We start from the raw sequence: 21,986 nt of genomic DNA on the forward strand, positions 1-21,986 counted from the left end.
GACGACGCGGATGGACGGCTATGAGGAAACGGGAGCGGGCAACGCAGGACTCAACGTCGGCCGGCAGGACTGGACGACGGGAACAGTGGCGCTGGGCGGCCGTTGGATGGGGCTGATAGGCAGCAACATCTTCGGACGTGAAGCGCTGGGGGAAATCCGGGTCAACGCGGCGCAGGACCTGGGAGACCGGAGGGGAGAAACAAACGTCACCCTGCTGGGCAACCCCGGCTTCACGCAAAGCGTGAGAGGGGCGAAAGCGGGAACGACGGCGTTGCAGCTCGGAGCGGGGCTGAGCGTGCCGGTGGGGACGAAAGGAACCATCTTCGTGAACGGCAACGCGGACATCCGTGACGGGTCCAGCTCGGTGAACGGAAGCGTCGGCTACCGTTACGACTTCTAACAGAAAGTAACATAATATGATGACCAGGCCGTTCCGGAATAGCTCCGGAACGGCCTGGTAACGTCCGGGTACGTCCGGCAGAGAAATGGGGGCGTCTATTCTTCCAGCAGCCGGCCTCCGTCGTGCCATTCTCCGTACATCCTGTTTTCACGGGTATTCTTCAGAAATTTTTCCAGACGTTTGCGAAACAGTTCCGGCTGGTTTTTTTTAATTTGAATGGTATCCAGGCGCACGTGACGGTATAGACGGGGAAATGCCAGGAAATTGGCGTAAATAAGCGGATCCTGTTGAAGGAGCTGTAAAATATACGGGTCAATACGGAATGCTTCCGGGTTCATTTCCGGCAGACATTGTTCGCCGTGGGGCGTCATTAACCCCAGCCTGGCCAGGCGGCGGCAACGTTCCTTGTTCAGTTCGGACCATTTACTCTTTCTGGATCGCGGAGTGAGACGCTGGGCCAGGAAACCGGAGGGCATCTTCTTGCGGGTGCTGTCAATCCAGCCGAAGCACAGGGCTTCCTCCACGGCGTCCAGGTAAAGGAGGGCATGTGGGGAAGGTTTCCTCGTTGTGAGAACCCAGCAGCAGGAGGAAGAGAGGTGGTTGTTTTCCAGCCATATTCTTAATTCCTTCCGTGTAGTGATGGGAAGAAGGTTGTTTATTTCCATGGCGTTTTCGTGAATGCCGCTTTTTCCTGCGGCGGTGCAAAGGGGATGAGTCCGTTGATGGCGGGTCTTCCGCTGACGTTCTAAGGGCTGATGATACTTCTCCGGAGCCTGCATTTCCAGCACAGACATGTTTTCTATCCGGGGGAACAGCTTCGGGCAGGGAACTTTTCTCTGGAACCGCCCTCCTTTCCGTCTTCCTTTTCCTTCTTCGGAGAGAATCGGCTGGTTTTCTGCTTGTCAAAACAAAAGCCGCCATTATAGATGATTTATGAAGAAGAGTGTAGCCCTGTCCTTGCTGGGGCTGGTTCTGCTGGTTTCCTCCGTAGCGGCTTTCAATATGGCATGTGCAGAAAAATCCTCCAACCGTGCGGATATCGCGCGGAAACGGGTAACGCCCGTGCTGAATTCCTTTCTGGAGCCGTGCGGCGCCAGAGTGGGGAATCCTGTGTTTTTACGGGCCGTCAAGGAAGACTCCGTCCTGGAACTGTGGGTGAAACCGGACAAGGCGGAATGTTACGTGCTTGCCAAGCGTTATCCGATCGCCGCATGGTCCGGGAAGCTGGGCCCCAAGGAGAGGGAGGGGGACAGGCAAACGCCGGAAGGTTTTTATGAAGTGGAACTGTCCGGACTCAATCCCCGGAGCAATTACCATCTGTCTTTCAACATCGGGTATCCGAATGCCTATGACCGCTCCCTGAACCGGACGGGGAGCTTCATCATGGTGCATGGCCGGGATGTTTCCATCGGCTGTCTGGCGATGACCGATTCCGGAATTGAGGAGATTTATACTATGGTGGAACAGGCCCTGGTTCATGGGCAAAAAAACGTTCCCGTGCAGATTTATCCCTTCGTGCCTACTCCGGCGCGTTTGTCAGAGGAAAAGGATTCTCCTTACGCCGCCTTTTGGGCGGACATGGCCCGCGCATGGGACTGGACGGAACGGACCCGTACTCCGGCCCGGGTGAATGCCGTCAATGGAAGGCTTGTTGTGGTGGAGCAATAAAAATCCTCCGGCTGTGGGCCGGAGGATAAAGGGAGACTTGCGGAACAGGGGCGGCAGAACCGCCCCGGATGCGTGTGTCCGGAATGCTCCGGATTAGACCAGCTGGGCAATCAGTTCTTCGCGGTCGCCCGGCAGAAAATCCATCGGGGCTATTTCCGGCAGCGTGTAGCAGCCTGCAGCCAGTTTCATGCTGGCGCGGGCGGAAGCCACCATGACCTGGGCGGTCAAAGCCGGATTATTGATGCGCATTTCAAACGTGAACATCTGGTTCTGCGTGGAGCCGGAAACGCCCTTGCGTTCCATCAGCACACCGTGGCCCATGTCTTTCAGCACGTCGATGTCGGGCACCTGCAGCACACGGGTGTCGTCATGGCTGAAGTAGGAATCGGATTTAATGGCGAATTCCACGTCGGAGAATTTGGCGCCTTCCTTCAGCACCACATAAACCATGCGGCGGTGTACGCCGGAACCCGTAGGAATGGTGAGGGAGAGCGCATCCGCCACTCCTTCCTTGGAACGTGCCACGACGCTGTGGCCCATGCTCATGCCGGGACCGAAGTTGGTGTACGTAATGCCCTTGGGAGCCATGGCCAGCATCAGGGTGCGGATGACGGAGTCCGTGCCGGGATCCCAGCCGGCGGAGATAATGGAAACGGCGTCGTGCTTGATTGCCTGGGCTCCCAGGGAACGGCGCAGGGCCACGATATCCCCGTGAATATCGAAGCTGTCTACCGTGTTGATGCCGCGGGCGAGCAGGGGCAGGGCCGTTTCTTCCACGCTGCGGGTGGGGGTGCAGAGCAGGGCCGCGTCCACATGGCCCAGTTCCTCCACATTGCTTGCGGTTCTGATGCCGTGCACAGGTTCGCTGCCGGGGCGGCGCACGATGCCTGCCAGTTCCATATCGGGAGCGGCGCGCAAGGCGTCCACAGCGTATTTCCCGATGTTGCCGTATCCTACGATGGCTACTTTAATCATTTTGGTAGTAAATAGTAATGGTTCCGGGTAATGGGAGCGGAATATCCGCCCGGCATTTTTTCCGTTGGCGCATGTTTTTTAAGTGTTTCAGGCACGCATGGCAAGAACGGAGAATGACAGGAGGCTTTGTGGCATGATTGCCGGTTCTTTGAACGGGGAATGAAGGAATGGAGTCTGATTATTCGGAACACTTCCAATAAAACGATGAAAAGCAAATTAATTATTCTGAGTATCGCCACCCTTCTTGGGTGCGTTTCCTGCAATACGATCGGCGGGGTTGGCAAGGATGTGGAAGCCGTCGGCAGCGACATTAATTCCGCAGCCCGTTCCACCAGCCGGGCCATGTAAGAAGGTTGTGTGGAGACCTTGAACGAAAGCCGCTTCATCCAAATGGATGAAGCGGCTTTCAGGTAAAAAATTTGCTGCCGCCCGCTTGTCCTGGTTTCCGGATTGCCGCAAAGGTTTGGATTGTTTCATGCAGGATGTAGCCGAACCTTGTCAATTCGTTGAGAATCCCATGGGGGCCGACTGCCATTCAAACAGAATGGGAGACGACAAAATACCGCCTCTTTTCCCTTAAAAGAGGACTCAAAAGGCGTCCGGCTACGTTCCGGGACTTATTGCATGGACTTGCTGGTAGCCTGGGAGGCGCTGTCAATCTTGCTTCCCATGGCTTCCACGTCTTTTCCTATTCCGCTGATCGTATTGCAGGAGGAGAGAGCGAGGGCTGTGGCGAGCGTCAAAAGGGCGGATTTGATATTCATTAGTCGAAGAGAGGTTGAAGGCCGTATCCTAACCTGCTTCCGGTTTCTTGTCAATGAACCTGGCGAGCAGTAATTTGTTATAGTTTTTTTCTATTATGCTATAGAATAATTGTATTATCGAATAATAACGCTATTTCCCATAAGAATCCTGCATTTTGTTACAGATTGAAAAATACCATGAAAACATCAGTTACAGGACAATAAATCAACATGGCGTTTACCGTTTTCCAGGAGAGGGCATGCCTGCCTTGCCGCTTTCGATATTACCGGGAATAAAGCAGAAAGCGCCGACGCTTTTCTGTTCATCCGGGCAGGTGGCGGGACACAGTGCTTGCTGACCTTTGCCTATTAGCCTTGAAGGCAGGCATTCTGCTTTTCCCTTTATGTTTCAAGACCCGTTTCCCTGTTGACGGGGAACGGATTTTGCCATTGCAGCGTGCGTCCTGCGTCAATATGGACAATGCTGTCCATACCTGCCCTGTCTGTTCGGGGGAGAGGCGGTTGCCGTCAGGAACGCTGGGATGGAGGGGTCAACTCGGGTTGACGGTAGTTGCGGTATCTGCCGCTGGGGCATCGGCTGCGGGAGCAGGGGAGGAAGCTGCAGTTTTCCCTTCCATGGGTTTGCCCAGAAAAGCGGGCAATTCCAGCCCTACGCTTTTGCCGAGTTCATGAAGGGGCAGCGTATCCTTTACCAGATTCTGGACGAATCCTCCTACAGAGGAGTTCCCTCCGTTGCCCATGACGACTACTTTGTCAAATTTCAAACCCTTAATGGCGCCGGACTGGAGCTCCACAATCTTGGTAAGCTGTTCCGTCACCAGCAGGTTGGAAGCGGCCTCGGAAGAACCTGCCGCCTGGACGATCTGCTGAAAACCGCGGGCCTTGCCTTCCAGCACGGCTTCAATCGCGGCCGCTTCACCGCGTCCCACCATTTCCATGCCTTCCCCTTCCGCTTTTTTCTTCAGGAGGGTAGCCTGGGCTTCGCCTTCCGCCAGTTGGCGGATGGCTTCCGCTTCCGCTCTGCGCTGGATGAGCAGAGCCTGCGCCTTGCCTTCCTGTTCCAGTTTGAGTACTTCCGCCGTGGCCTGGGCCTGCACTTCGCGCTGGCTCTTTTCAATGCGGGCTGTTACCAGGATGTTGGCTTCCTGCGTGGCGCGTTCGCGTTCCGCGCGCTTCAATTCCGCTTCTTTTTCCGCCTGGTAGGCTTCTTCCAGGGTTTTAGCCTCCTGCACCTTCTGGGCCACTTCCGCCAGCTTTTTGGCCTCCGCCTGCTTCACTTGCAGCTTGGCGGCGGATTCCGCAATTTTAATCTGGGCTTCGTTCTGGCCCTCAATGGCGATGGCGCGGGCGTTCGCCACTTGGATGGTCTGGTCCTTTTCCGCTTCCGCTTTACCAATTTCCCCGCGGCGCGTTTCTTCCGCCACCTTGATGGTGGCGTCATTGATGGCGCGCGCAGCGGCTTCTTTGCCCAGGGCGTTGATGTAGCCGGAAGCGTCCTGGATGTCCGTGATATTGGCGTTGATGAGATGGAGGCCCACTTTGTGCAGTTCCACGTCCACGCCTTCCGTGATGCCCTTGATGAGTTTTTCGCGGTCGGAGTTGATTTCCTCAATGGTCATGGAGGCAATCACCACGCGCATCTGCCCCATGATGATTTCCGCAGCCAGATTGCGGATTTCCTCCCGGGAGCGGCCCAGCAGGCGCGCAGCGGCGTTCTGCATGATTTCAGGCAGGGTGGAGATGCCCACGATGAAGGAGGAGGGCACATCCACACGTATGTTTTGGGAGGAAAGGGCGCCCTGGAGGGGCACGTCAATATTGATAGGGTTTAGATCCAGATAGCTATAGGACTGGAGAACCGGAAGCACGAAGGTGGAGCCGCCGTGGTAACATTTGGCTGGTTGGCCTGTGCCTACTTTCCCGAAGACGATGAGGATTTTGTCCGGAGGGCACATGCGGTAGCGGCTGAACAGCCAGGAAGCGGTCAGAATGATGAAGAGAACCAGAATGGCGATGGGGATGATTTTGTCCATAGTCGGCTAGGGGTATGATGATTGGGGTGTTTGTTAATGAAGAGGTTTGACGGTGACGACTCCCGCAGTGACGGCTACCACTTCCACCGGGGTTCCGGAGGGCAGGGGATGTTCCCCTTCCTGGACGGCAGGGAGGTACAGCAGCTGGCTGGGATGGGCGATTGTAACTTGTCCGCCGCGTTGGAGGTTTCCGGGAATGCTGATGTAAACGGAGCCAGTCATTCCCTTGAGGGTTTCATAATTCAGGGTGCCGTCTGATTTAAGGCTCATAATGAAACGCATGGAGATGCCGATAATCAGGAACATCAGCACGCCAGTGAAGAAAGCCGCCGCCAGGGAGGCGGCCATCCCCCAGTCCAGACCCTGGGCGAGCACGCCGCCCCAGCCGAAGCCCAGAAAAAAGCCGATGCCGGATTTAATGGACAGCAACCCTACGTCCGCTCCGCCGGAATCCGCATCAAAGTCCAGATCATGTTCCCCCAGCCCGAACAGGGACAGGAGAAACAGGAGCGCTCCCACGCCCGTTGCTACTACGGCGATGATAAAGAAAATGGAGTAATCAGTCATAGGGTGGATTGATTACCGACAGTATCCATGTTTGAAGGTTGCTTGTCTATGGAAAAAGAGCGGCGGCCGGATATCCGGCCGCCGACGGAAGGGGAAAATTTCCTGCGACTTGTTTTTCTCCCATGCTTATTTCATTTCCACGACGGCTTTTTCTCCCTTTTTGAGTTCCAGTTCCCGGAGCAGAAGGAAGTCGTTGGTCAGCAGGCCTACCTTTTCAATGGGTGTAGCGGTTCCGCCGATGGTGACGGTGGCTTTGCCGGCGCTGATTCGGTTGGGGAACCAGACCCCCAGGCGGCCTTTGGCGTCTTTGTTGGCTGTAACGGTGAAGCCTTTGGAGGCGTCTGCGGGGTCATTCCAGTCGATATGCCACGGAGACGGAGCGCGGGATTCGTCAAGACGCGCCGTCCAGGCAGGGTCTCCGTAAAAGGCCACGGTGTCCCGGTCGTGGATAAGGCCCAACTGATCCTTGCCCATGCCGTATCCGGCGGAACTCATGCCCCTGGCAAAGTCCGGATCGTTCCTGATTCCATTGATATCCGGGGAGTTAAAATGGACGTTCATGAGCTTGGGAAAACGGGTCATGGTCTCGTCCAGAATAAACTGGTTGTTCAAATACCAGGCTTCCGCCAGGCTGGAGGCGTCATGATTGCTGAACAGAAGGCCCAGTGTTCCCCAGCCTCCCTTGCCATACCAAGAAGGGACGGTGTAGCCTACCAGCTGGTTGAAGCCGTAGCGGCTCAGGGCGGTGATGGCCATGGAGTTTTTCGTTTTCTTGGCGTCTCCGATCAGGCAGTTTCCCGCTGCGACCCAGACAGCCGGAACCGGCCTGGTTTCAATCACCGGCGCTTTAATTCTCTTTAGGAAGGAGAGCAGGTCGTCTTCCTTCCCGTTGAAGAGCACGCCGCGCAAAAAAGTGGTGAATTCCCTGAACTGTTTTTTGTCCAGCGCATAGAACCGGTTGTTGCCGGAAACGATGAGCCCCTTGCCGAAAGGCATTTCCAGATTAAACTGGGTTGCGTGGGAGGCCGTTACGAAGAGCTGCGGGGAGTAACGTTTCCAGTATTCCATAAGCTTGGGCGTTACGCCCAGCGTGGTTTCATCCCCTTTGTCCTGTTCTTTCAGGCCTTTCGTGTAGAAAGCCGGCGTCACCTTGCCCTTGGAACCATGCTGTTCCAGGTATTGGAAGGGCTGCCAGTCCGTGATGCTCATGCTGTCTTTGAACCGGGAGGAATCCACATTGGTTGTTCCCATGGCGCGGCTGATGACGAGAGGCTTCGTTGCAGAGGCTATTCTCATGGCTGCCTGGGGGGTGTATCCTGTGACAATGCCCCAGATACAGTCTCCGTAAGGGTCGTCGTCCAGCCGGCGGCTCAGGCGGTGCAGGTCATTCACCAGCACCCGGTCTATTTCCTCCGGGCGCGCGACGACGGCCATGAAGCGGGGAGCCATTTTTTTAAGCGTGTCCAGCTTGGAGAATACGGAATCCTTTACGGTGACGATGGTGCCTCCGTGTTTTTCGGCCAGTTTGTCCGCTACGGCCTTCCAGTCCGGCATAGCGGCTGTTTTTTCGGAAATAACGATGGCATATCCGTTCTTGCCGGAGTCTTTGTTGACAGTCTTTACGACGGTGGCGCGAACGCAAAAAGCCGCCGGGGAGACGGCGGCCTGGGGAGAAGCGGCTTTGTCCGCCTGCTTTTCAGCAGGCGGAGTTTCCACAGCCGGATGATCCGGAAGAATGTTCAGGTTGAGGTGCTCTCCCTTGCCGAAGATGTCTCTGGCAAGTTTGTTGACCTCTTCCACGGTGATGGCTTTTACGTCCGGAATGCCTTCCCTCTGCTGGTTCAGCCGTTCCGGCTTGGCCTGGGAGTCTCTCAGCAGGGATGCCCAGTAGCCGTTGTCGCGCTGGGCGCGGTCCATGGAATTGAGAATGGGATTGCGTGCACGGTCCAGTTCCTCCTGGGTGATATTTCCCTTGCCGAGATCGTCCGCAATTTTGGCGATAGCGTTGCGCACAGCCTCCTTATTGCGCATGACGCCGGAACTCATCGTGATGATATAGCCGCCGTCCGGATAGGTTTCACTGATATTGAGGCCGGTGGAAGGAGAGTAGGTTTCTCCCATGTCTTCGCGCAGACCCTTGAATACGCGGTCATAAAAGACGGCCTTGAGCATATTCAGCCTGCGGGCCAGCTTTTTATCTTCTCCTCCGGGCGTTTTCCAGAAGAGGCAGACCAACGTTTTATCAATGGATGAGTCATAAGTCAGATCCTTGGAGAAATTAAAGTCCGCCATGGCCGGATGGCGAAGTTTTTCATCCAGCGCGGCCGGAGCTTCCGCACGTTTGGGAACCGCGCCTACGGTGCGTTCCAACAGGGGGATGATATCTTCCGTCCTGAAGTCTCCCGTAACGGTCACTTCCATGTAATTGTTTTTCAGCGGGGCGTCCACCCAGTCCCGCACGTCCTTGATCTGGTAGGAGTTCAGCTGTTCCTGAGTGGGGAAGGTGAACCGGGGATTGTTTTTGTAAAGGATGGCCGGCACCTGCTTTTTCATGGCTCCCTGAACTTCATGATCCATTTTGTTATAAATCATGGGAATGGTCCGACGGAGCAGGGTAACGCCGTCCTGGCGGTAGCCGGGGTGCATCAGGTAGGCCGTCTGGAGCTGGAGTTGCGTTTCCAGGTTTTCCCTGTTGGTGTTTCCGGAAAGCAGGAAGAAGCGGTCCGTCATGGAAAAGCCCACACCGACCTTCTTGCCCGCCATGATAGCGGCCAGTTCATCATTGGAATGGTCCTTCAAGCCTCCGCCGTTCATCACGGCGCCCGCAAAGAGTTCCAGCCCAGAGGCTTTTTCCGGTCTGCTCAGTCCTCCGCCGTCCACGGCAAAGGTGATGTTGATGGAATCCTTGTCAAATTCCGTGGGTTTCAGGTTGACGCGGACTCCGTTGGAAAGGGTGAGCTGGGTGACACCCAGGTCCGCAGCTTCCGCGCGGGCCGTCACCTTGCCGGGTTCCCCGAATTTATAGGAGAAATCCTTCCGGCTGTCCGTCTGGTAGGGCTGTACTTTGGCGGTTTGGGATTCCCGGTACGTCTTCATGATTTCGGCGCTTCCCTGGGCGTTTTCCTTATTGGAAGTGACGATGACGCGGGGAAAGGCTCCGGTCCAGGCTTCCTTCAGGGCGGCCTGGCATTGTTCGGGAGTCAGGTTTTCCACGACTTCCCTGGAAATGGCCCAGTCTTCCTGCGGCGTGGTGAAGACCTTGTCCTGCGCGGCGCTCTGGGCGATGGCGGAAGCCAGGTCTTCCGACTTGGCGGTGGACCAGGACTTGATGGCGTTTTCCGCGGCGGCGGTAATGTTGCTGCGGGCTTCCGCCAGTTCTTCCTTGTTGAAGCCGAATTCGATGGCCCGGCGCAATTCCTGTTCAATGGCGGCCAGAGCCGCTTTCCAATTCTTGTAGTCCGCCTGGGTCTGAATGGAATCCACTTCCGCCGCTTCCACTATGTCCGTGCGGCCTCCTGCCGCGGAGATAAAGGGGCAGTCCGCATTCTTCGCCATCTTTTCCAGACGGCGGTTCAGCATGGCGTAAGCCACGTTCAGGGGGATATCTTTGTTGCGGTTGGCGACGGTATCCGGCTTGTTCACGTAGGGCCGGGAGATGTTGATGCTGGCTTCCGTGCTGGTGGCCTCTTTATTGGTGATCCAGTGGGCAGTGGTTTCCGCAGCCGTTTTAAGCGTGCCCCGGTCCGTCTGGAAGGAGTAGTTGTCCTTCTTCATGGAGCCAAAATATTTTTCCACCCAGGCTTTTCCCTGTTCCGGGGTAATGTCCCCGGCGATGACGAGCTGCATTTGGCTGGGAACGTAGTGGGTCCGATAATAGTTGATAAATTTTTCCCGCGGCGCGGTGCGGATTACTTCCAGCGTGCCGATGGGATAGCGTTCCGGAATGCGGGTACCGTCCAGCATGATGGAGAAGACTTCCTTCATGACCCGGTAGCCGGCGGAGTCGCGCACCTTGTATTCGCTGGTGATGATGCCGCGTTCCGCGTCAATGGCGCTTTCTTCCAGCAGGGCCCCGTCCGCAAAATCCCTCATGATGGTGAAAGCCAGGTTCACGGTGGATTCCTTCATGCTGGGCACGTCCATCATATACACGGTTTCGTCAAAGGCGGTGTACGCATTTGCGTCCCCTCCCAGGCCCAGGCCTTCTTTCTGCATGGCGGGAATCATTTCCCCGCGCTTGAAATGGGTGCTCCCGTTGAAGACCATGTGTTCCAGGAAGTGGGAAACGCCCTGGATGTCATCCGTTTCATTCAGGGAACCCGTGTTGACGCGCAGGCGGATACTGAACCGGCCCTTGGGTTCCGCATTCGGGCGGATGAAGTAGGTCAGGCCGTTGGCGAGTTTCCCCTTGATAAGCTGGGGGTCCTGCTTGGGAATGCCTGCCGCCGTTTGCGTTGAGGCAGCCTGAATCTTGTTTTCTGTTGCGGCTCCGGCCGGCGAATAGGACGGAAACAGGCACGCAGCAGCCAGAATGGAGGTAATGGTAAATGCCTTCATGGGAAAATACTGCCTTTTTGTTTCACACGATTTTCCGGGCAAGTCAAGCGGCCTTCTCTGCATAAAAGCGGCGGATTTCCGCAGACTTTCGGGAAATGTCATTCTTTCCGCACGCAGGCGGCCATGGCAGGATGTGAACGGCGACAATGAAAAAGCGGGATTCTTCGCTTATGGGGTGGCATACCCGCCGGGAGATTCCAATAAATGTGTGGATTGGCTTCATGCCGTTCGCCGTCAAGGTTCTGCCGCGTTTCCGTCAGAAGGGCGTAAAGACCGCATTTTCGGGGAAACTGCCTTTTTCATTTCAGGCCGCGGGGGACTCTTTCCTGGACCTTTTCATAAGAATGACGCCCCATGTTGCCGCATAGAGCAGAATGTAGATTCCTGAGAAGGTCAGGATCATTATATTCTTTTGCCGAAGTTCTGCTGTATAGCTTTCTGCAGTTTCATCCGATTCTATGGTGATATAGGAATGGTTGTCGGCAGGGATGCTCAGCACGCGCCGCTCTACGGCGATTTTCTGATTCACGATTTTTTGTCCCGTTTCACGGGTAGCCGCCTGGAATTTCCACTGATAGCCTTTTCTGCCGGTATCACGGTAGTGGACCATGTAAACGGTTTTGGTGGGGTTCATGCGGCGGGCTCTTCCGGTTGCGCCGGTATTTTCCACCTGAACGGGAAGCACCCGGACAGGTACGAAGGAATAAACGCCTTTATCTTCATAACCGGACGCCGGAATAATGGAAGACAGCCTTTGAGCGGAAAAATAACCCATTGTAACTGCCGCGAGCAGAAGCATGACGCCGAACACGGTGATGAATGGTTTTAATTTTTTGATGCTCATTTCAGGAACATTTTAGATACTTCTTTTCAAGAAAAAGTGCAACGCATGTTCACGATTTTCTTGATGTATTGCCTCAAGCCGCTGCGCTCTTGCTCAGAAAGATGAGGAAGGTTGCCATTCATCCCGTGGGCGCGGTTTTGAAATTCCGCAAATGCGGTCCACACAACGTTCCCATGCTTCCTGGCCCTGGTAGATTTCCACTTCAATGCGCAGGAAATAGATGGGAACCTCCGGGTCTTCCTCCGGTTTTTCCAGCCGCACGGCATCCTTTTCCGTAGTTACGATCATGTCCATGGCCCGGTCCGCGCAGCGGTCATAAAATTCCTGCAATTCCGTTTGTTCAAACCAGTGGTGGTCCGGAAACCTGCGGCAGATTTCCACGTGGGCGCCCAGGGAGCGCAGGGAGTTTTCAAAACTTTCCGGGCGCGCGATGCCGCTGAGGCACGCCACCCATTTCCCCCGCAGGGCCTCCAGAGGAAGGCGTTCCCCCGTGAACACATTTTCCAGGTATCGGGGGCCGTGGTCGCTCACGATGATATCCGCCACGGGATTGTACTTCCTGATGGCGGAAATCAGCTCATCCTGCGGTTTCCCTCCGCATTTGGTCAGGATGATATAACTGGCGCGCGCCAAACTGCTTCTGGGTTCCCGCAGGGTGCCGCGCGGGAGCATGGCTCCAGTGCCAAAGGGCGCGCCGCAGTCCACCAGCACGATATCCAGTTCATGCGCCAGTTTCAAATATTGCATGCCGTCGTCCAGCAACAGGGTGTCGCAACCCAGGTGCTCAATGGCGAAGATGCCGGACTTGATGCGGTTTTTATCCACCAGCACCGCCACGCCGTCCAGATTTTTGGCGAGCATGAAAGGTTCATCACCGGAATACAGGGGGCCCAGGTAGCGCGTTTTTCCATCGCTGGCGATCTTGGGAAGATTCTCCGGCAGCTTACCGTCCTTGTCCCTCCATTCCTGCGGCTTGTCCAGCTCTGCGCTCTTGTAGCCACGTGTCAGGATGGCTACTTTGCGCCCGCGCCGGGTGAGGGTGCGGGCCAGCAGTTCCACCACCGGGGTTTTTCCGGTTCCTCCCACGGTGATATTGCCCACGCTGACCACCAGCATTCCCAGCCTGGCCTGCCTGGCGATGCTGGAATGAAACAGATACAGCCGCGCCAGAACCGCCAGCCTGAACAACCAGGAGGCGCCGCGCAGGACCATGCGCATCATGGCGGCGCGGAATCCCTTGGCACGGCCGAAGATGACTTCCGTCCCCCACTCTTCAAATTCTTCCGATCTGGATTTCATGGCAAGCCCGGCGGCGTTCCTGGAACCTCTTTCAGTAGAGGATGCGGTGGCAGCTGTCGCAGTAAACGGTTTCGTGGCCGCCCAGCACTTTCATACGGGCGTTGTCCGTGATAACCATGTGGCAGCCGCCGCAATGGCCTTTTTCATCCATGGGCACAATGACCGGAACCCCCTTGCTTTTGGTCATCCGTTCGTATTCCCCCAGGGAATCTTCCGGCACGGCAGCGGCCAGATCCGCGCGTTCCGCATTCAATTGGTTCAGAAGCTCCTTGTCCGTCTCTGCCGTCCGGTCAAAGCGCGCGAGCGTTTCCTCCAACTCCTGCTGGGCATCCTGTACACGGCGGATTTTCTGCTCCATGTCCGTTTTTGCTGCTTCCAGGCGCTCCATCAATTCCAGCTCCGAGGTTTCCAGAGCGTCAATAGCGGCTTCCGTTTTCTCCACCTCTTGGATGCACCTCTGGTATTCCTCGTTTTTCCGGGTGTTGGACTGGAGGGTTTTCATTTTGCCGATGTAGGAGCGTTTGGTTTCAACGGCGGCCTCCACATCCCGTATGCTTTTTTCAATGCCTGCCACTTCCTGTTTGGCGGCCAGGGCCTTCTGCTTGATGGCCTCCATCTGCTTCAGCAGGCGTGTTCTCTGTTCCGGCAGGGAAGCCAGATCCTTCCGGAGTTTGGAAATCCGCACATCCTTTTCCTGAAGGATCAGCAACTGGTCTAAATCGGCATGATTCATCGCCTGCCACCCTAGCATGCCCTGCCGGGAGGGAAAAGATTTTTTCTCGGCTCCGGGGCGGCGGTGCTGCCGTCTGTTGACGGTTCGGGGAAGTCTGAGAAATATTTTTCTGCTCTCCGCTGAGTATTTCGAGTAGGGCCTTTTGTTGCGCCGGGGTGCTTCCCAGTGAGGGCTGCGGCATGGAAAATTCCGCGTACTGCCGCGCCAGCCGGTTTTTTTTCTCCCGGTTCTGCCAGGAAAGGAAGGCGCACATGGCAAAAGCGCAGACGCAGACGATTGCCAGGACCATGTATGAATGGCTGTTGGAGGGCATGGAGAAAGGGGCTTGCCCTGCATTATAGAAAACGACTGTCTTCTGCTCAATGTAAATAGGCAGGTAAGGGAAAACGGCGTTTGCGGGGGAAGAATTTTCGTTCCTTGCCTGTTCTCCCTGAGCGGAGAAAGCCTTCAGAAAGCCGGGAATGGCCAGAGAGAAGGCTTGTATTGGCCCTCCGTGATGAAGGACAAATGATGCTGGGCGGCTGGGGGGGCGGGTATTTTGCCGTTGCAAAAAGAACCGCTTAAAAACCCAGGGCTTCCCTCTGCCAGTTCAACAGGGTGGAAACGCCTTTTTCCCTGTCTTCCGCAATGGCTTCCAGAGAGGCCCGGGTAATCAGGAAGGAGCCTTCCATGCCCAGTTCTTCAGCTTTTTCATCCCTGAGTTTGCACAGGCGGGCCAGATTGTCTTCAAACTGTTCGGAATGTTGCCGGCGCTGGATGCGGGGCCGGCATGGGTAGTCTTCTTCATCCAGCAGGTAGAATTTCTGGAGCGCATTCATGAACCGGCTGCGCCTGTGGGCATGAAAACGGGGCGGGGGAGCCACGGTGCGCTGCTCCTGAAGAGCCACGCTCCACTGGATGAGGTCAGCATTGGAGCAAACCATGAATGCGGGCTTGTCCCACGTTTTGGCTTCCGCATCACGCCAGGTCCACATTTCCCGGAGGGCGGCCAGCCCCTTCCTGTTCAGTTTTCCGCAGCCCTGGATGCGCCAGGGATCCTGATGTCCGGACAGATGGCGTTCCCGGGCGCGTTCCATGGAGTGTCTGCAAATTTCTTCAAACCAGCCCATGCGGCCTTTTTCCCGTAAGGCGGCCGTCAGTTTGTCCGCCATGTCCAGCATGTAATTTACGTCGTTCAGGGCGTAGGTGACCATGGTCGGGGAAAGGGGACGCCGCGCCCAGTCCGCCTTTTGGGAGGATTTGCTCAGGGTGATGCCGTAGAAGTGTTCCACCAGGGCGGCCAGTCCGAACTGGCGGAATCCCAGCAGGCGCGCCGCCGTCTGCGTATCCCAGATCATGGCGGGCAGCGTTTCCCAGGCGTTTTGAAAGAGGCTCATATCGTAGTCCGCTCCGTGCATCCAGACTTCCGTTTCTTTCAGCCAGTTGTAGAAAGGCCCCATGTCTTCGATGGAGAGAGGGTCGATCAGGCAGGAACCCGTTTCGTCCGCGTATTGGATCAGGCAGATTTTTTCCTGATAGCGGTGCAGGCTGTCTGCCTCCAGATCCAGGACTACCCGCCCCGCGGGCTGTGCGGCGGCGCGTTTGCGCCATTCCAGTAATTCCTCTTTCTCGCTAATCATCTTATTGCAACGGGGCGGGATTGAACCATGTATCCGGACGCCGGGCAACTGGAAATACAAAAAAAGTGCTGATGGGGCAATCATGTATTGCCTATTTCCCGGAAATAGGGCACGAAGAAAGGCGTATGGACGAGGAAGCCACAGCAACCGGACGCAACCACGGAGAACAGCCTTTGGATGAACTGATGAAGCGCTGGCATCTGACCAATCATGACCTGGTGGAGATTTCTCCGGAGCAGCTTACCCACAAACAGGTTCAAAAAGCCCGGCAGGGGCGCCAGCTTACCCTGAAAATGATGCAGAAGGTGTGCCGCGCCTTGAACGTAGCCATCTGGGAACGGCTCACTCCCATGCAGAAGGAGCAGTACTTCGAATACATGCACAAGCATGTGTTCAGCTATGCCAGGGGATATGATCCGGCCTGGAAAGACCCGAACATGGACATGATGGTCTGACCCCGGTTTTCGTTACCGGGCGGATTTCGCCTGCTGCCAGCGTTCCTCCATGGCGTCTGCAGAGGCTTCTTCCAGGGAAAGGCCGTCTTTGGCAAGCAGCCGTTCCATTTCGTTGAAACGCCGCTCAAACTTTCTGTTTGCTCCGGCCATGGCCGTTTCCGGGTCGATGCCCTTCTTCCTGCACAGGTTGACTACGGAAAACAGAAGATCTCCCAATTCCTCCGCGACGCGTGGGTCTTCCTCCGGCGCGGAAAGAATTTCCCCGCATTCCGCGGTTTCTTCCTTCACCTTGTCAAGGGCGCCTTGGGCGTCCGTCCAGTCAAATCCTACTTTGGCGGCTTTTTTCTGGAGCTTCCATGCCTGGAGCATGGGAGGCAGCCCCTTGCCTGTTCCATGCAGGTACGGGGTTGTTTCCGCCCCTTTTTCCCGGCGTTTGATCTTGTCCCACTGTGCCAATACGGCATCCGTCGTATCCGCCTTGGACTGGGCAAATACATGGGGATGGCGGCGGACGAGTTTTTCGCTTACTTCCGCAGCCACGTCATTGAAATTGAAGCGCCCTGCTTCCTGGGCAATCTCCGCATGAAAAACCACTTGAAGCAGAACATCGCCCAATTCTTCCCTCAGCTGCGTCCAGTCATTCCGCTGGATGGTGTCCACGACTTCATAGGCTTCCTCAATCATATTGGAAATCAGGGAATGGTGGGTTTGCTCCGCATCCCAGGGGCAGCCGTGGGGGGCGCGCAGACGTTTCATGATGGAGATGAGGCGCTGCATTTGAAGGGCAGGCTCGCGGCATTCGATCATTTCAGTGTCGTTCATGACGGAGCCATACTAATCGCGCAAGGGCGGATGACTAGAAAAAATTCCTCTTTACCCGGAACGCTTCTTCCTTACACTCGCCTCCATGGAAGTTCACACGTGGAAAGAACGCACGGAAGAGGGAACCCTGGTGTACAGGGCATGCCACCATGCCGGCAAATGGAAGCTGGAGTGCGCCCCCAAGGTGGGCCGTGCGGAACGCGACGATGTGGAATGGGAACGCGTGGAATTAACGCGGGCGCACTGGGTGACCCTGCGCGATGTGCTGTGGCGTAAATACCAACGCAAGCGATGCCCGTGGCGTTTCATTGAAACCATAGACAAGCTTCTGGAAGAGATGCCGGAAGAGGAGGACGCCGATTTCCCCGATGGGAAAGGCGGACGATAGGAACCCCTTTCACCTTTCTGCCGTGCGGGGAATGCTGGGGGCGGTTGTCAGGGAATGGCTTTCCTGGGTGTATCCCTTCGTTTGCGAGTTGTGCGGGCGCGGCGGCCTGGACGGTTGCCATGTTTGCCCGGACTGCCGCGGAAGTTTTGTGCCTGTTGAGCCTCCTTTCTGTGTCGTCTGCGGGGAACCGGCGGAGGGTTCCTTCATTCCGTCCGGATTATGCCGCCGCTGCGCGGCGGCTCCTCCCTCTTTTGAGGAAGCCCGCGCTGTGTATGTGAATACGGGATCATTGAGGGATCTGCTGCTGGCCTTCAAATATGGGGGAGCCGTTCATCTGGCCGGCTCCTTCGCGCAGATGATGGCGGAGGCTGTGCGCGGAAATCTTCACTGGTTCGGAGGGAAAGAGCGCCTGCTCGTTCCCGTGCCCATGCATCGCGGCAAGCAGGCTCAAAGGGGGTATAACCAGGCGCAGGAACTGGCGGAGCTGCTGGGGAAGGAACTGGACTGGCCCTATGCCGGCGTGTTGAAACGCCTGCCGGATACGCTTCCCCAGGCCAGCTTGTCGCGGGAGCAGCGGCTCAGACATGCCCGCAAAATTTATGCGGCGGATGAAAAAGGGATGAAACGCCGCCCCGTCAGGGGCAGGGATGTGCTGCTGGTGGATGATGTTTTTACGACCGGAGCCACGGCAGATTCCTGCGCCCGTCTGCTCCTCCGCGCCGGGGCTGCTTCCGTCTGCGTGCTGACGCTGGCGCGTACGCATCATTTATGGCGCGGCTGAACCGGAATTTCCTTTCAGCCCGCCTGTTTCCTTTTTACAATGGCAGGCATGAATCCGGAGCTGATGTTTCATACGGAAGATGAAGTCATGTTTTATGATACGGACTGCGGCGGTGTAGTCCATAACCTGGCCTATTTGCGCATGATTGAAGCCTGCCGCACCAAGCTTGGCGCTAAACTGGGAATGGATTACAAAACCATGAGCGATTTGCAGCAGTTTGCCGTGGTGGTGCGCCATGAGATCGACTATGTGCGTCCGGCTGTTCTTGGAGACACCATTTTAACGACGGGATGGCTTCAAGCCGTGGAGCGGGCCCGCTTCTGGTGCGATTTTGAAATGCGGCGCGCTTCCAATAATGATCTTTTAGTCAGGGCTCATCAGCAGCTGGCCCTGGTCCAGATGCCGCAGGGGCGCCCTGCGCGTATTCCTGCGGAATGGCGCGCGAGATGGCTGGAATGCATGGAATCCTGATCTTTTTTTGTTCATCTTCCATTTTACGCTTGCCATGAAAGGGGGTGTGGTGTTTACTGCTTGCGCCCTTCCAGCAAGGGTAAGTGCTTGGGTAGCTCAGTTGGTAGAGCAGTAGACTTTTAATCTATTGGTCCCGGGTTCGAGTCCCGGTCCAAGTACCATTCCTCTTTTAAAACCCCGTAAGTTCAGCGACTTACGGGGTTTCTCTTTCTTGTTTCAGGTGTTGGATATGATTCCGGCGCTATATGTTTCACCAGGAGGTTGATAGCATGATATGGCGGTAAATCACATGTCGGTTGCCGTTCTTTGAAGAGACAGCCCGGAACTCTTTTCCGGCAGGGAATTCCCATAGAAACGTTCAGGCCGCATATCCCCCCTGCCGTGCTGTGTTATTCGGCATGATTTTTCGTCGCCCATTTCCTGTACTGCGCGGACAATTGCTCCACAAGCTCTTGGCGCCTGGATGCCAGATTGTTCTGCTCCGTTCTGTCCCTGATGTCGTACACCTGCCAGGGGCCCCGGTTGGGGGCCACCAGCTTGAATTGACTTGTCAGGGCCGCCCGGTTTCTCTGATGTTCCCAGAAAATAGTGCGGGGAGGGCAGGTATTGGGAATGTAGTCCCAAACCTTGGACGGAGGAAGTTCCGGAGGGTTATTCCAGTAAGTGTTGAGCGGTTTGCCGTCCATATGGGCCGGAATTGGGAGGGCGGCCCACGCAAGGCAGGTGGGGGCGATGTCCTGGAGCAGGAAAGGCGAGTGGTAGCGCGAGCCCGGACGTATCTTGGAAGGGTAGCGAATGATGAAGGGGGCGGACAGCCCTCCGTCAAAGGTTTCTATTTTATACTGGCGGTAAGGGGTATTGGACACAGCCGCCCACATGGGGCCGTATCCGTCCCTGCAGCCGACTTCTCCCAGCGGACCTGTGGGAAGGGTGGTTTTCTTGTTTTTATTGTTCTGGGGCATTTCCGCTGTTGCGCCATTGTCTGATAAAAACATGACGATGGTATTGTCGCAAAGGCGGTGACGTTCCAGGGACGCGAGAATGCGGCCTATTCCGCGGTCCATGATAGCGATTTGGGCGGCGTAGGCGGCCATGCATTCGGCCATATAATCCTTGCGTTTTGCGGAGGCTTGTTCATAACCTTCGGGATTGAATTTGCCGGCCATGCCCAGGTTGGCGGCAGGCGGGACGATTCCCAGCAGCTTTTGTTTTTCCAGTCTTTGGGAAGCAATGGCGTGGGGAGATTTGCCGTTGTAGAACGGGAGCATTTTTTCTATTTCCTTCCGGGGGGCCTGGAGGGGAGTGTGCGGAGCCGTATAAGCCACGTAGAGGAAGAAGGGCTGATTGCTTTTGGCGGCATCGTCAATATAGGCCAGAGCCGTTTTGGTGATATCGTCCGTCATGTAGAAGTCCTCCGGCAGATCCTCCGGACGGAGCAGTTCTCCGTCTTCCCCGAAGGGCCGGTCCGGCATGGGTTTGTAATAATCTGCCGCACCGCCCAGCAAGCCGCGGGAGCGGTCGAAGCCTCGGTCCCATGGATAAGCTCCCCGGACTTTTCCAAGATGCCATTTCCCGGAAAGATAGGTACGGTATCCCGCTTTTTTCAGAAGTTCCGGCAGGGTAGGGATATTCGGGTTCAGGCGGCCGCGGTAACCGGGGCGCCCGCTGTCGTCATCCAGCAGCCCTACGTCCGCCTTGTGAGGTTCGCAGCCGGTCATGATGGAAGCCCGGGAGGGGGAACAGCGGGAAGCGGTGTAGAGCCGGGTTGCCTGCATCCCCTGCCTGGCCAGGGTATCCAGGGCGGGGGTGGGTATTTCCGAGCCGTAGCAGCCCGGGTCGGACCATCCCATGTCATCGGCCAGGATAAGCACAATATTGGGCCTGTCCGCCAGGGAAAGGGCAGGGGAAAGAAGCCAGAGGGCTATGCCGGCTAGGATGGAGGAACGCAGGATAGAGCGCATGAAAGGAAGATGAAATAATCATCTATAAATAAGCGGAATCGCTCTTGAATATTGCAACAGGAAGGAAAAAACAGGTTGTTACGGAAAGGGCCGACGTTGCGTATGCCTGTTTTTTTCCGGAGACTTTCTCCAGCGGCTGGATATCTCTTCTGCGTGGTGAAGCGTGCCGGAAGGGGGCCCTACCACCACAGGATGGCGCAAAGCAGAATGGCGGCTCCATAGGCCATGCCTCCCAGGCAAAGAGGCGTCCACCAGGTTGGCTTGAAGCATATTTTATTGACCATGTCGCGGTACAGGTAGGGCTTGCCTATCCAGAGAATCGAAAGGAAAATGACGATGTAACACCAGATGGGAATGAGGAGCCTGGTCACTGGCTCCTGAAGGAAGGCTGCACTGAGCAGGGGAGCCGCCACCATCAGGCCGAAGATGCCCAGCGCCCGTGGAAAGAGCAGGTTTTTCACCTGCGTGACCATCAGCACCAGAAAGACGGGGCATGCCAGCTGGAGCAGCCAGCGGATGCCTTCAAATTCCGCCAGTCCTACCCGGAAGCGGCTCAGCACGCCCAATCCTTCGGGAGCCACCAGCAGAAAGAACCAGAACAGGCCGCCGGCCAGCAGAATCTGAGCCAGCAGATGGTTGCGCGGAGACGCCAGCAGAAGAGCCTGCACCTGCCGCCTTTTTACCAGCGCATACAGGTGGGCCAGCAGCAGGACGGTTCCCAGGATATACCCCGCCACAGACAGTGGTATCATGCCGTCGTACGGATGCAGGAAGGGTGCATGCTGGTTCATCTGGACGCTAACCTTAATGATTATCCCGGCTTCGTAAAGACGAATCAGCGGGAGCAGGAAGAAAATTCCATTGGATTACCGGCAACGGTCCGTTGGCTTCCTTCCCGCGCCGGGAGGAAAAACAGGGGGGTCAGGAGCCTTGGGTGACTTTGTTAAGTGTGGGGTCCTCAATGGGGGATATTTTCCCGTCCGCATAAAGCACCATGATTCCTCCCTGGTGGCGTTCAAGGGCTGGAACTACGATTTCCTCAAAATCCTGTTCCGTGATGACGCTGCGCCCGTCAATCGGGACGCCGTCGCTGATCCAGGGTTTGCCCCGCAGGGCCTGGCCGCGCGCCACATTCATGGGACGCCCCTTCCGGTTGTCCAGCCAGCTGGTGTAGGAAATAGTGTTTGGCCCGGCAGGAAGATTGGCGTCCTCCGCTCCAAGGATTTCCGGACGCTTGTCGTTTTTGCAGCGGAACGTGTCCGGAAGCATGTTGGGTTCCTTGGCGTTCCGGGCGATCAGGTCGGGTTGTTCCGCATTGACGATGGGCGCCAGGGCGTCCCACCAGTTCCGGCATTCCCTGGCGCTCAGGAGGCTGTCTTTCATGCCGCTGGAGGGCAGTTTCCCGCCGTTCTGGCCTGCGAATTCCTTGCCCCAGTCGCTAATGCGGCGCAGGTTGTCCGTACAGCGCGTTCTGGCTGCCGTTTCCGTGGCATGGGAATAAATGCTGTAGGAGACGCCTGCCAGCAGGGCGATGATGGCGATGACTACGAGAACTTCAATGAGCGTGAAACCTTTGCTGCGTGGGGTAAGTGAGCGGGTTTTCATGATTTCTCGCCATTATGCACGATTGAGGCCGCTTGAAAAGGCAG

Annotated in this window: 21 protein-coding genes and 1 tRNA gene; 8 read left to right on the top strand and 14 right to left on the bottom strand. The window is 56.4% G+C overall.

Annotated features, from left to right (window positions below; all coding sequences use genetic code 11):
* Positions 1–400 (top strand): autotransporter outer membrane beta-barrel domain-containing protein (locus B3075_RS02930; RefSeq protein ID WP_290492018.1); only part of this gene is annotated, 400 nt, incomplete at its 5' end.
* Positions 401–495: 95 nt separating this feature from the next.
* On the opposite strand, the gene B3075_RS02935 is transcribed toward B3075_RS02930, so the two are convergent.
* The gene (locus B3075_RS02935; protein ID WP_290488241.1) at positions 496–1,065 is read right to left on the bottom strand and encodes a YdeI/OmpD-associated family protein; all 570 of its coding nucleotides are present in this window, start codon (positions 1,063–1,065) and stop codon (positions 496–498) included.
* 268 nt (positions 1,066–1,333) lie between these two features.
* Here B3075_RS02935 and B3075_RS02940 point away from each other — a divergent pair, with 268 nt between their 5' ends.
* The gene (locus B3075_RS02940; RefSeq protein WP_290488242.1) at positions 1,334–2,068 is read left to right on the top strand and encodes a L,D-transpeptidase family protein; all 735 of its coding nucleotides are present in this window, start codon (positions 1,334–1,336) and stop codon (positions 2,066–2,068) included.
* Positions 2,069–2,161: 93 nt separating this feature from the next.
* Here B3075_RS02940 and B3075_RS02945 read toward each other — a convergent pair whose 3' ends face one another.
* Entirely contained in the window at positions 2,162–3,043 is an 882-nt protein-coding gene (locus B3075_RS02945) for a diaminopimelate dehydrogenase (RefSeq protein WP_094136853.1), read from the bottom strand.
* Between the two features lie 204 nt (positions 3,044–3,247).
* On the opposite strand from B3075_RS02945, the gene B3075_RS02950 reads away from it, so the two are divergent.
* A complete protein-coding gene (locus tag B3075_RS02950; RefSeq protein ID WP_012419632.1) occupies positions 3,248–3,391 on the top strand; it encodes a hypothetical protein in 144 nt (47 codons plus the stop codon).
* A gap of 269 nt (positions 3,392–3,660) precedes the next feature.
* Here B3075_RS02950 and B3075_RS02955 read toward each other — a convergent pair whose 3' ends face one another.
* From B3075_RS02955 to B3075_RS02990, 8 genes are all read right to left on the bottom strand, one after another.
* Positions 3,661–3,807 (bottom strand): entericidin, encoded by a 147-nt coding sequence (locus B3075_RS02955; RefSeq protein ID WP_094139218.1) that lies wholly within the window; start codon positions 3,805–3,807, stop codon positions 3,661–3,663.
* Between the two features lie 530 nt (positions 3,808–4,337).
* Positions 4,338–5,840 carry a flotillin family protein gene (locus tag B3075_RS02960; protein WP_065529744.1) on the bottom strand — a complete coding sequence of 501 codons (1,503 nt, stop codon included), beginning with the start codon at positions 5,838–5,840 and terminating at the stop codon, positions 4,338–4,340.
* 33 nt (positions 5,841–5,873) lie between these two features.
* Positions 5,874–6,407 (bottom strand): hypothetical protein, encoded by a 534-nt coding sequence (locus tag B3075_RS02965; protein ID WP_094136854.1) that lies wholly within the window; start codon positions 6,405–6,407, stop codon positions 5,874–5,876.
* 126 nt (positions 6,408–6,533) lie between these two features.
* Positions 6,534–10,964: a M16 family metallopeptidase gene (locus B3075_RS02970; protein WP_290488244.1), complete on the bottom strand. Its 4,431-nt coding sequence runs from the start codon at positions 10,962–10,964 to the stop codon at positions 6,534–6,536.
* A 304-nt stretch (positions 10,965–11,268) separates the two neighbouring features.
* Positions 11,269–11,808 carry a hypothetical protein gene (locus tag B3075_RS02975; protein ID WP_290488245.1) on the bottom strand — a complete coding sequence of 180 codons (540 nt, stop codon included), beginning with the start codon at positions 11,806–11,808 and terminating at the stop codon, positions 11,269–11,271.
* Between the two features lie 93 nt (positions 11,809–11,901).
* On the bottom strand, positions 11,902–13,107 hold the full coding sequence (gene lpxK, locus B3075_RS02980; protein ID WP_094136857.1) for a tetraacyldisaccharide 4'-kinase: 1,206 nt from the start codon (positions 13,105–13,107) through the stop codon (positions 11,902–11,904).
* Between the two features lie 31 nt (positions 13,108–13,138).
* Positions 13,139–13,858 (bottom strand): zinc ribbon domain-containing protein, encoded by a 720-nt coding sequence (locus B3075_RS02985; protein WP_290488246.1) that lies wholly within the window; start codon positions 13,856–13,858, stop codon positions 13,139–13,141.
* Between the two features lie 542 nt (positions 13,859–14,400).
* Positions 14,401–15,459 carry a ribonuclease D gene (locus tag B3075_RS02990; protein WP_290488247.1) on the bottom strand — a complete coding sequence of 353 codons (1,059 nt, stop codon included), beginning with the start codon at positions 15,457–15,459 and terminating at the stop codon, positions 14,401–14,403.
* A gap of 125 nt (positions 15,460–15,584) precedes the next feature.
* Here B3075_RS02990 and B3075_RS02995 point away from each other — a divergent pair, with 125 nt between their 5' ends.
* On the top strand, positions 15,585–15,914 hold the full coding sequence (locus B3075_RS02995) for a hypothetical protein (protein ID WP_290488248.1): 330 nt from the start codon (positions 15,585–15,587) through the stop codon (positions 15,912–15,914).
* Positions 15,915–15,926: 12 nt separating this feature from the next.
* On the opposite strand, the gene mazG is transcribed toward B3075_RS02995, so the two are convergent.
* A complete protein-coding gene (gene mazG, locus B3075_RS03000; protein WP_290488249.1) occupies positions 15,927–16,736 on the bottom strand; it encodes a nucleoside triphosphate pyrophosphohydrolase in 810 nt (269 codons plus the stop codon).
* Between the two features lie 85 nt (positions 16,737–16,821).
* On the opposite strand from mazG, the gene B3075_RS03005 reads away from it, so the two are divergent.
* From B3075_RS03005 to B3075_RS03020, 4 genes are all read left to right on the top strand, one after another.
* Positions 16,822–17,124 (top strand): hypothetical protein, encoded by a 303-nt coding sequence (locus tag B3075_RS03005; RefSeq protein WP_094136862.1) that lies wholly within the window; start codon positions 16,822–16,824, stop codon positions 17,122–17,124.
* A 31-nt stretch (positions 17,125–17,155) separates the two neighbouring features.
* Positions 17,156–17,905, top strand: coding sequence for a ComF family protein (locus B3075_RS03010; RefSeq protein ID WP_290488250.1), 750 nt, complete (start codon positions 17,156–17,158; stop codon positions 17,903–17,905).
* 48 nt (positions 17,906–17,953) lie between these two features.
* Positions 17,954–18,376 carry an acyl-CoA thioesterase gene (locus B3075_RS03015; RefSeq protein ID WP_290488251.1) on the top strand — a complete coding sequence of 141 codons (423 nt, stop codon included), beginning with the start codon at positions 17,954–17,956 and terminating at the stop codon, positions 18,374–18,376.
* A gap of 85 nt (positions 18,377–18,461) precedes the next feature.
* A tRNA-Lys gene (locus B3075_RS03020) sits at positions 18,462–18,537 on the top strand.
* Positions 18,538–18,765: 228 nt separating this feature from the next.
* Here the strand turns inward: B3075_RS03020 and B3075_RS03025 are convergent.
* The 3 genes from B3075_RS03025 to B3075_RS03035 form a co-directional block, all read right to left on the bottom strand.
* Positions 18,766–20,337 carry an arylsulfatase gene (locus B3075_RS03025; protein WP_290488252.1) on the bottom strand — a complete coding sequence of 524 codons (1,572 nt, stop codon included), beginning with the start codon at positions 20,335–20,337 and terminating at the stop codon, positions 18,766–18,768.
* Positions 20,338–20,516: 179 nt separating this feature from the next.
* Complete coding sequence (locus B3075_RS03030; protein WP_290488253.1) at positions 20,517–21,128, bottom strand: hypothetical protein; 612 nt, start codon at positions 21,126–21,128, stop codon at positions 20,517–20,519.
* Between the two features lie 130 nt (positions 21,129–21,258).
* Positions 21,259–21,942, bottom strand: a complete 684-nt coding sequence (locus B3075_RS03035) for a type II secretion system protein (protein ID WP_094136867.1) — start codon at positions 21,940–21,942, stop codon at positions 21,259–21,261.
* Positions 21,943–21,986 lie beyond the last annotated feature (44 nt).

This window comes from Akkermansia sp. UBA7090 (assembly GCF_002493465.1).
GTDB classification, from domain to species: Bacteria; Verrucomicrobiota; Verrucomicrobiia; order Verrucomicrobiales; family Akkermansiaceae; genus Akkermansia; species Akkermansia muciniphila_A.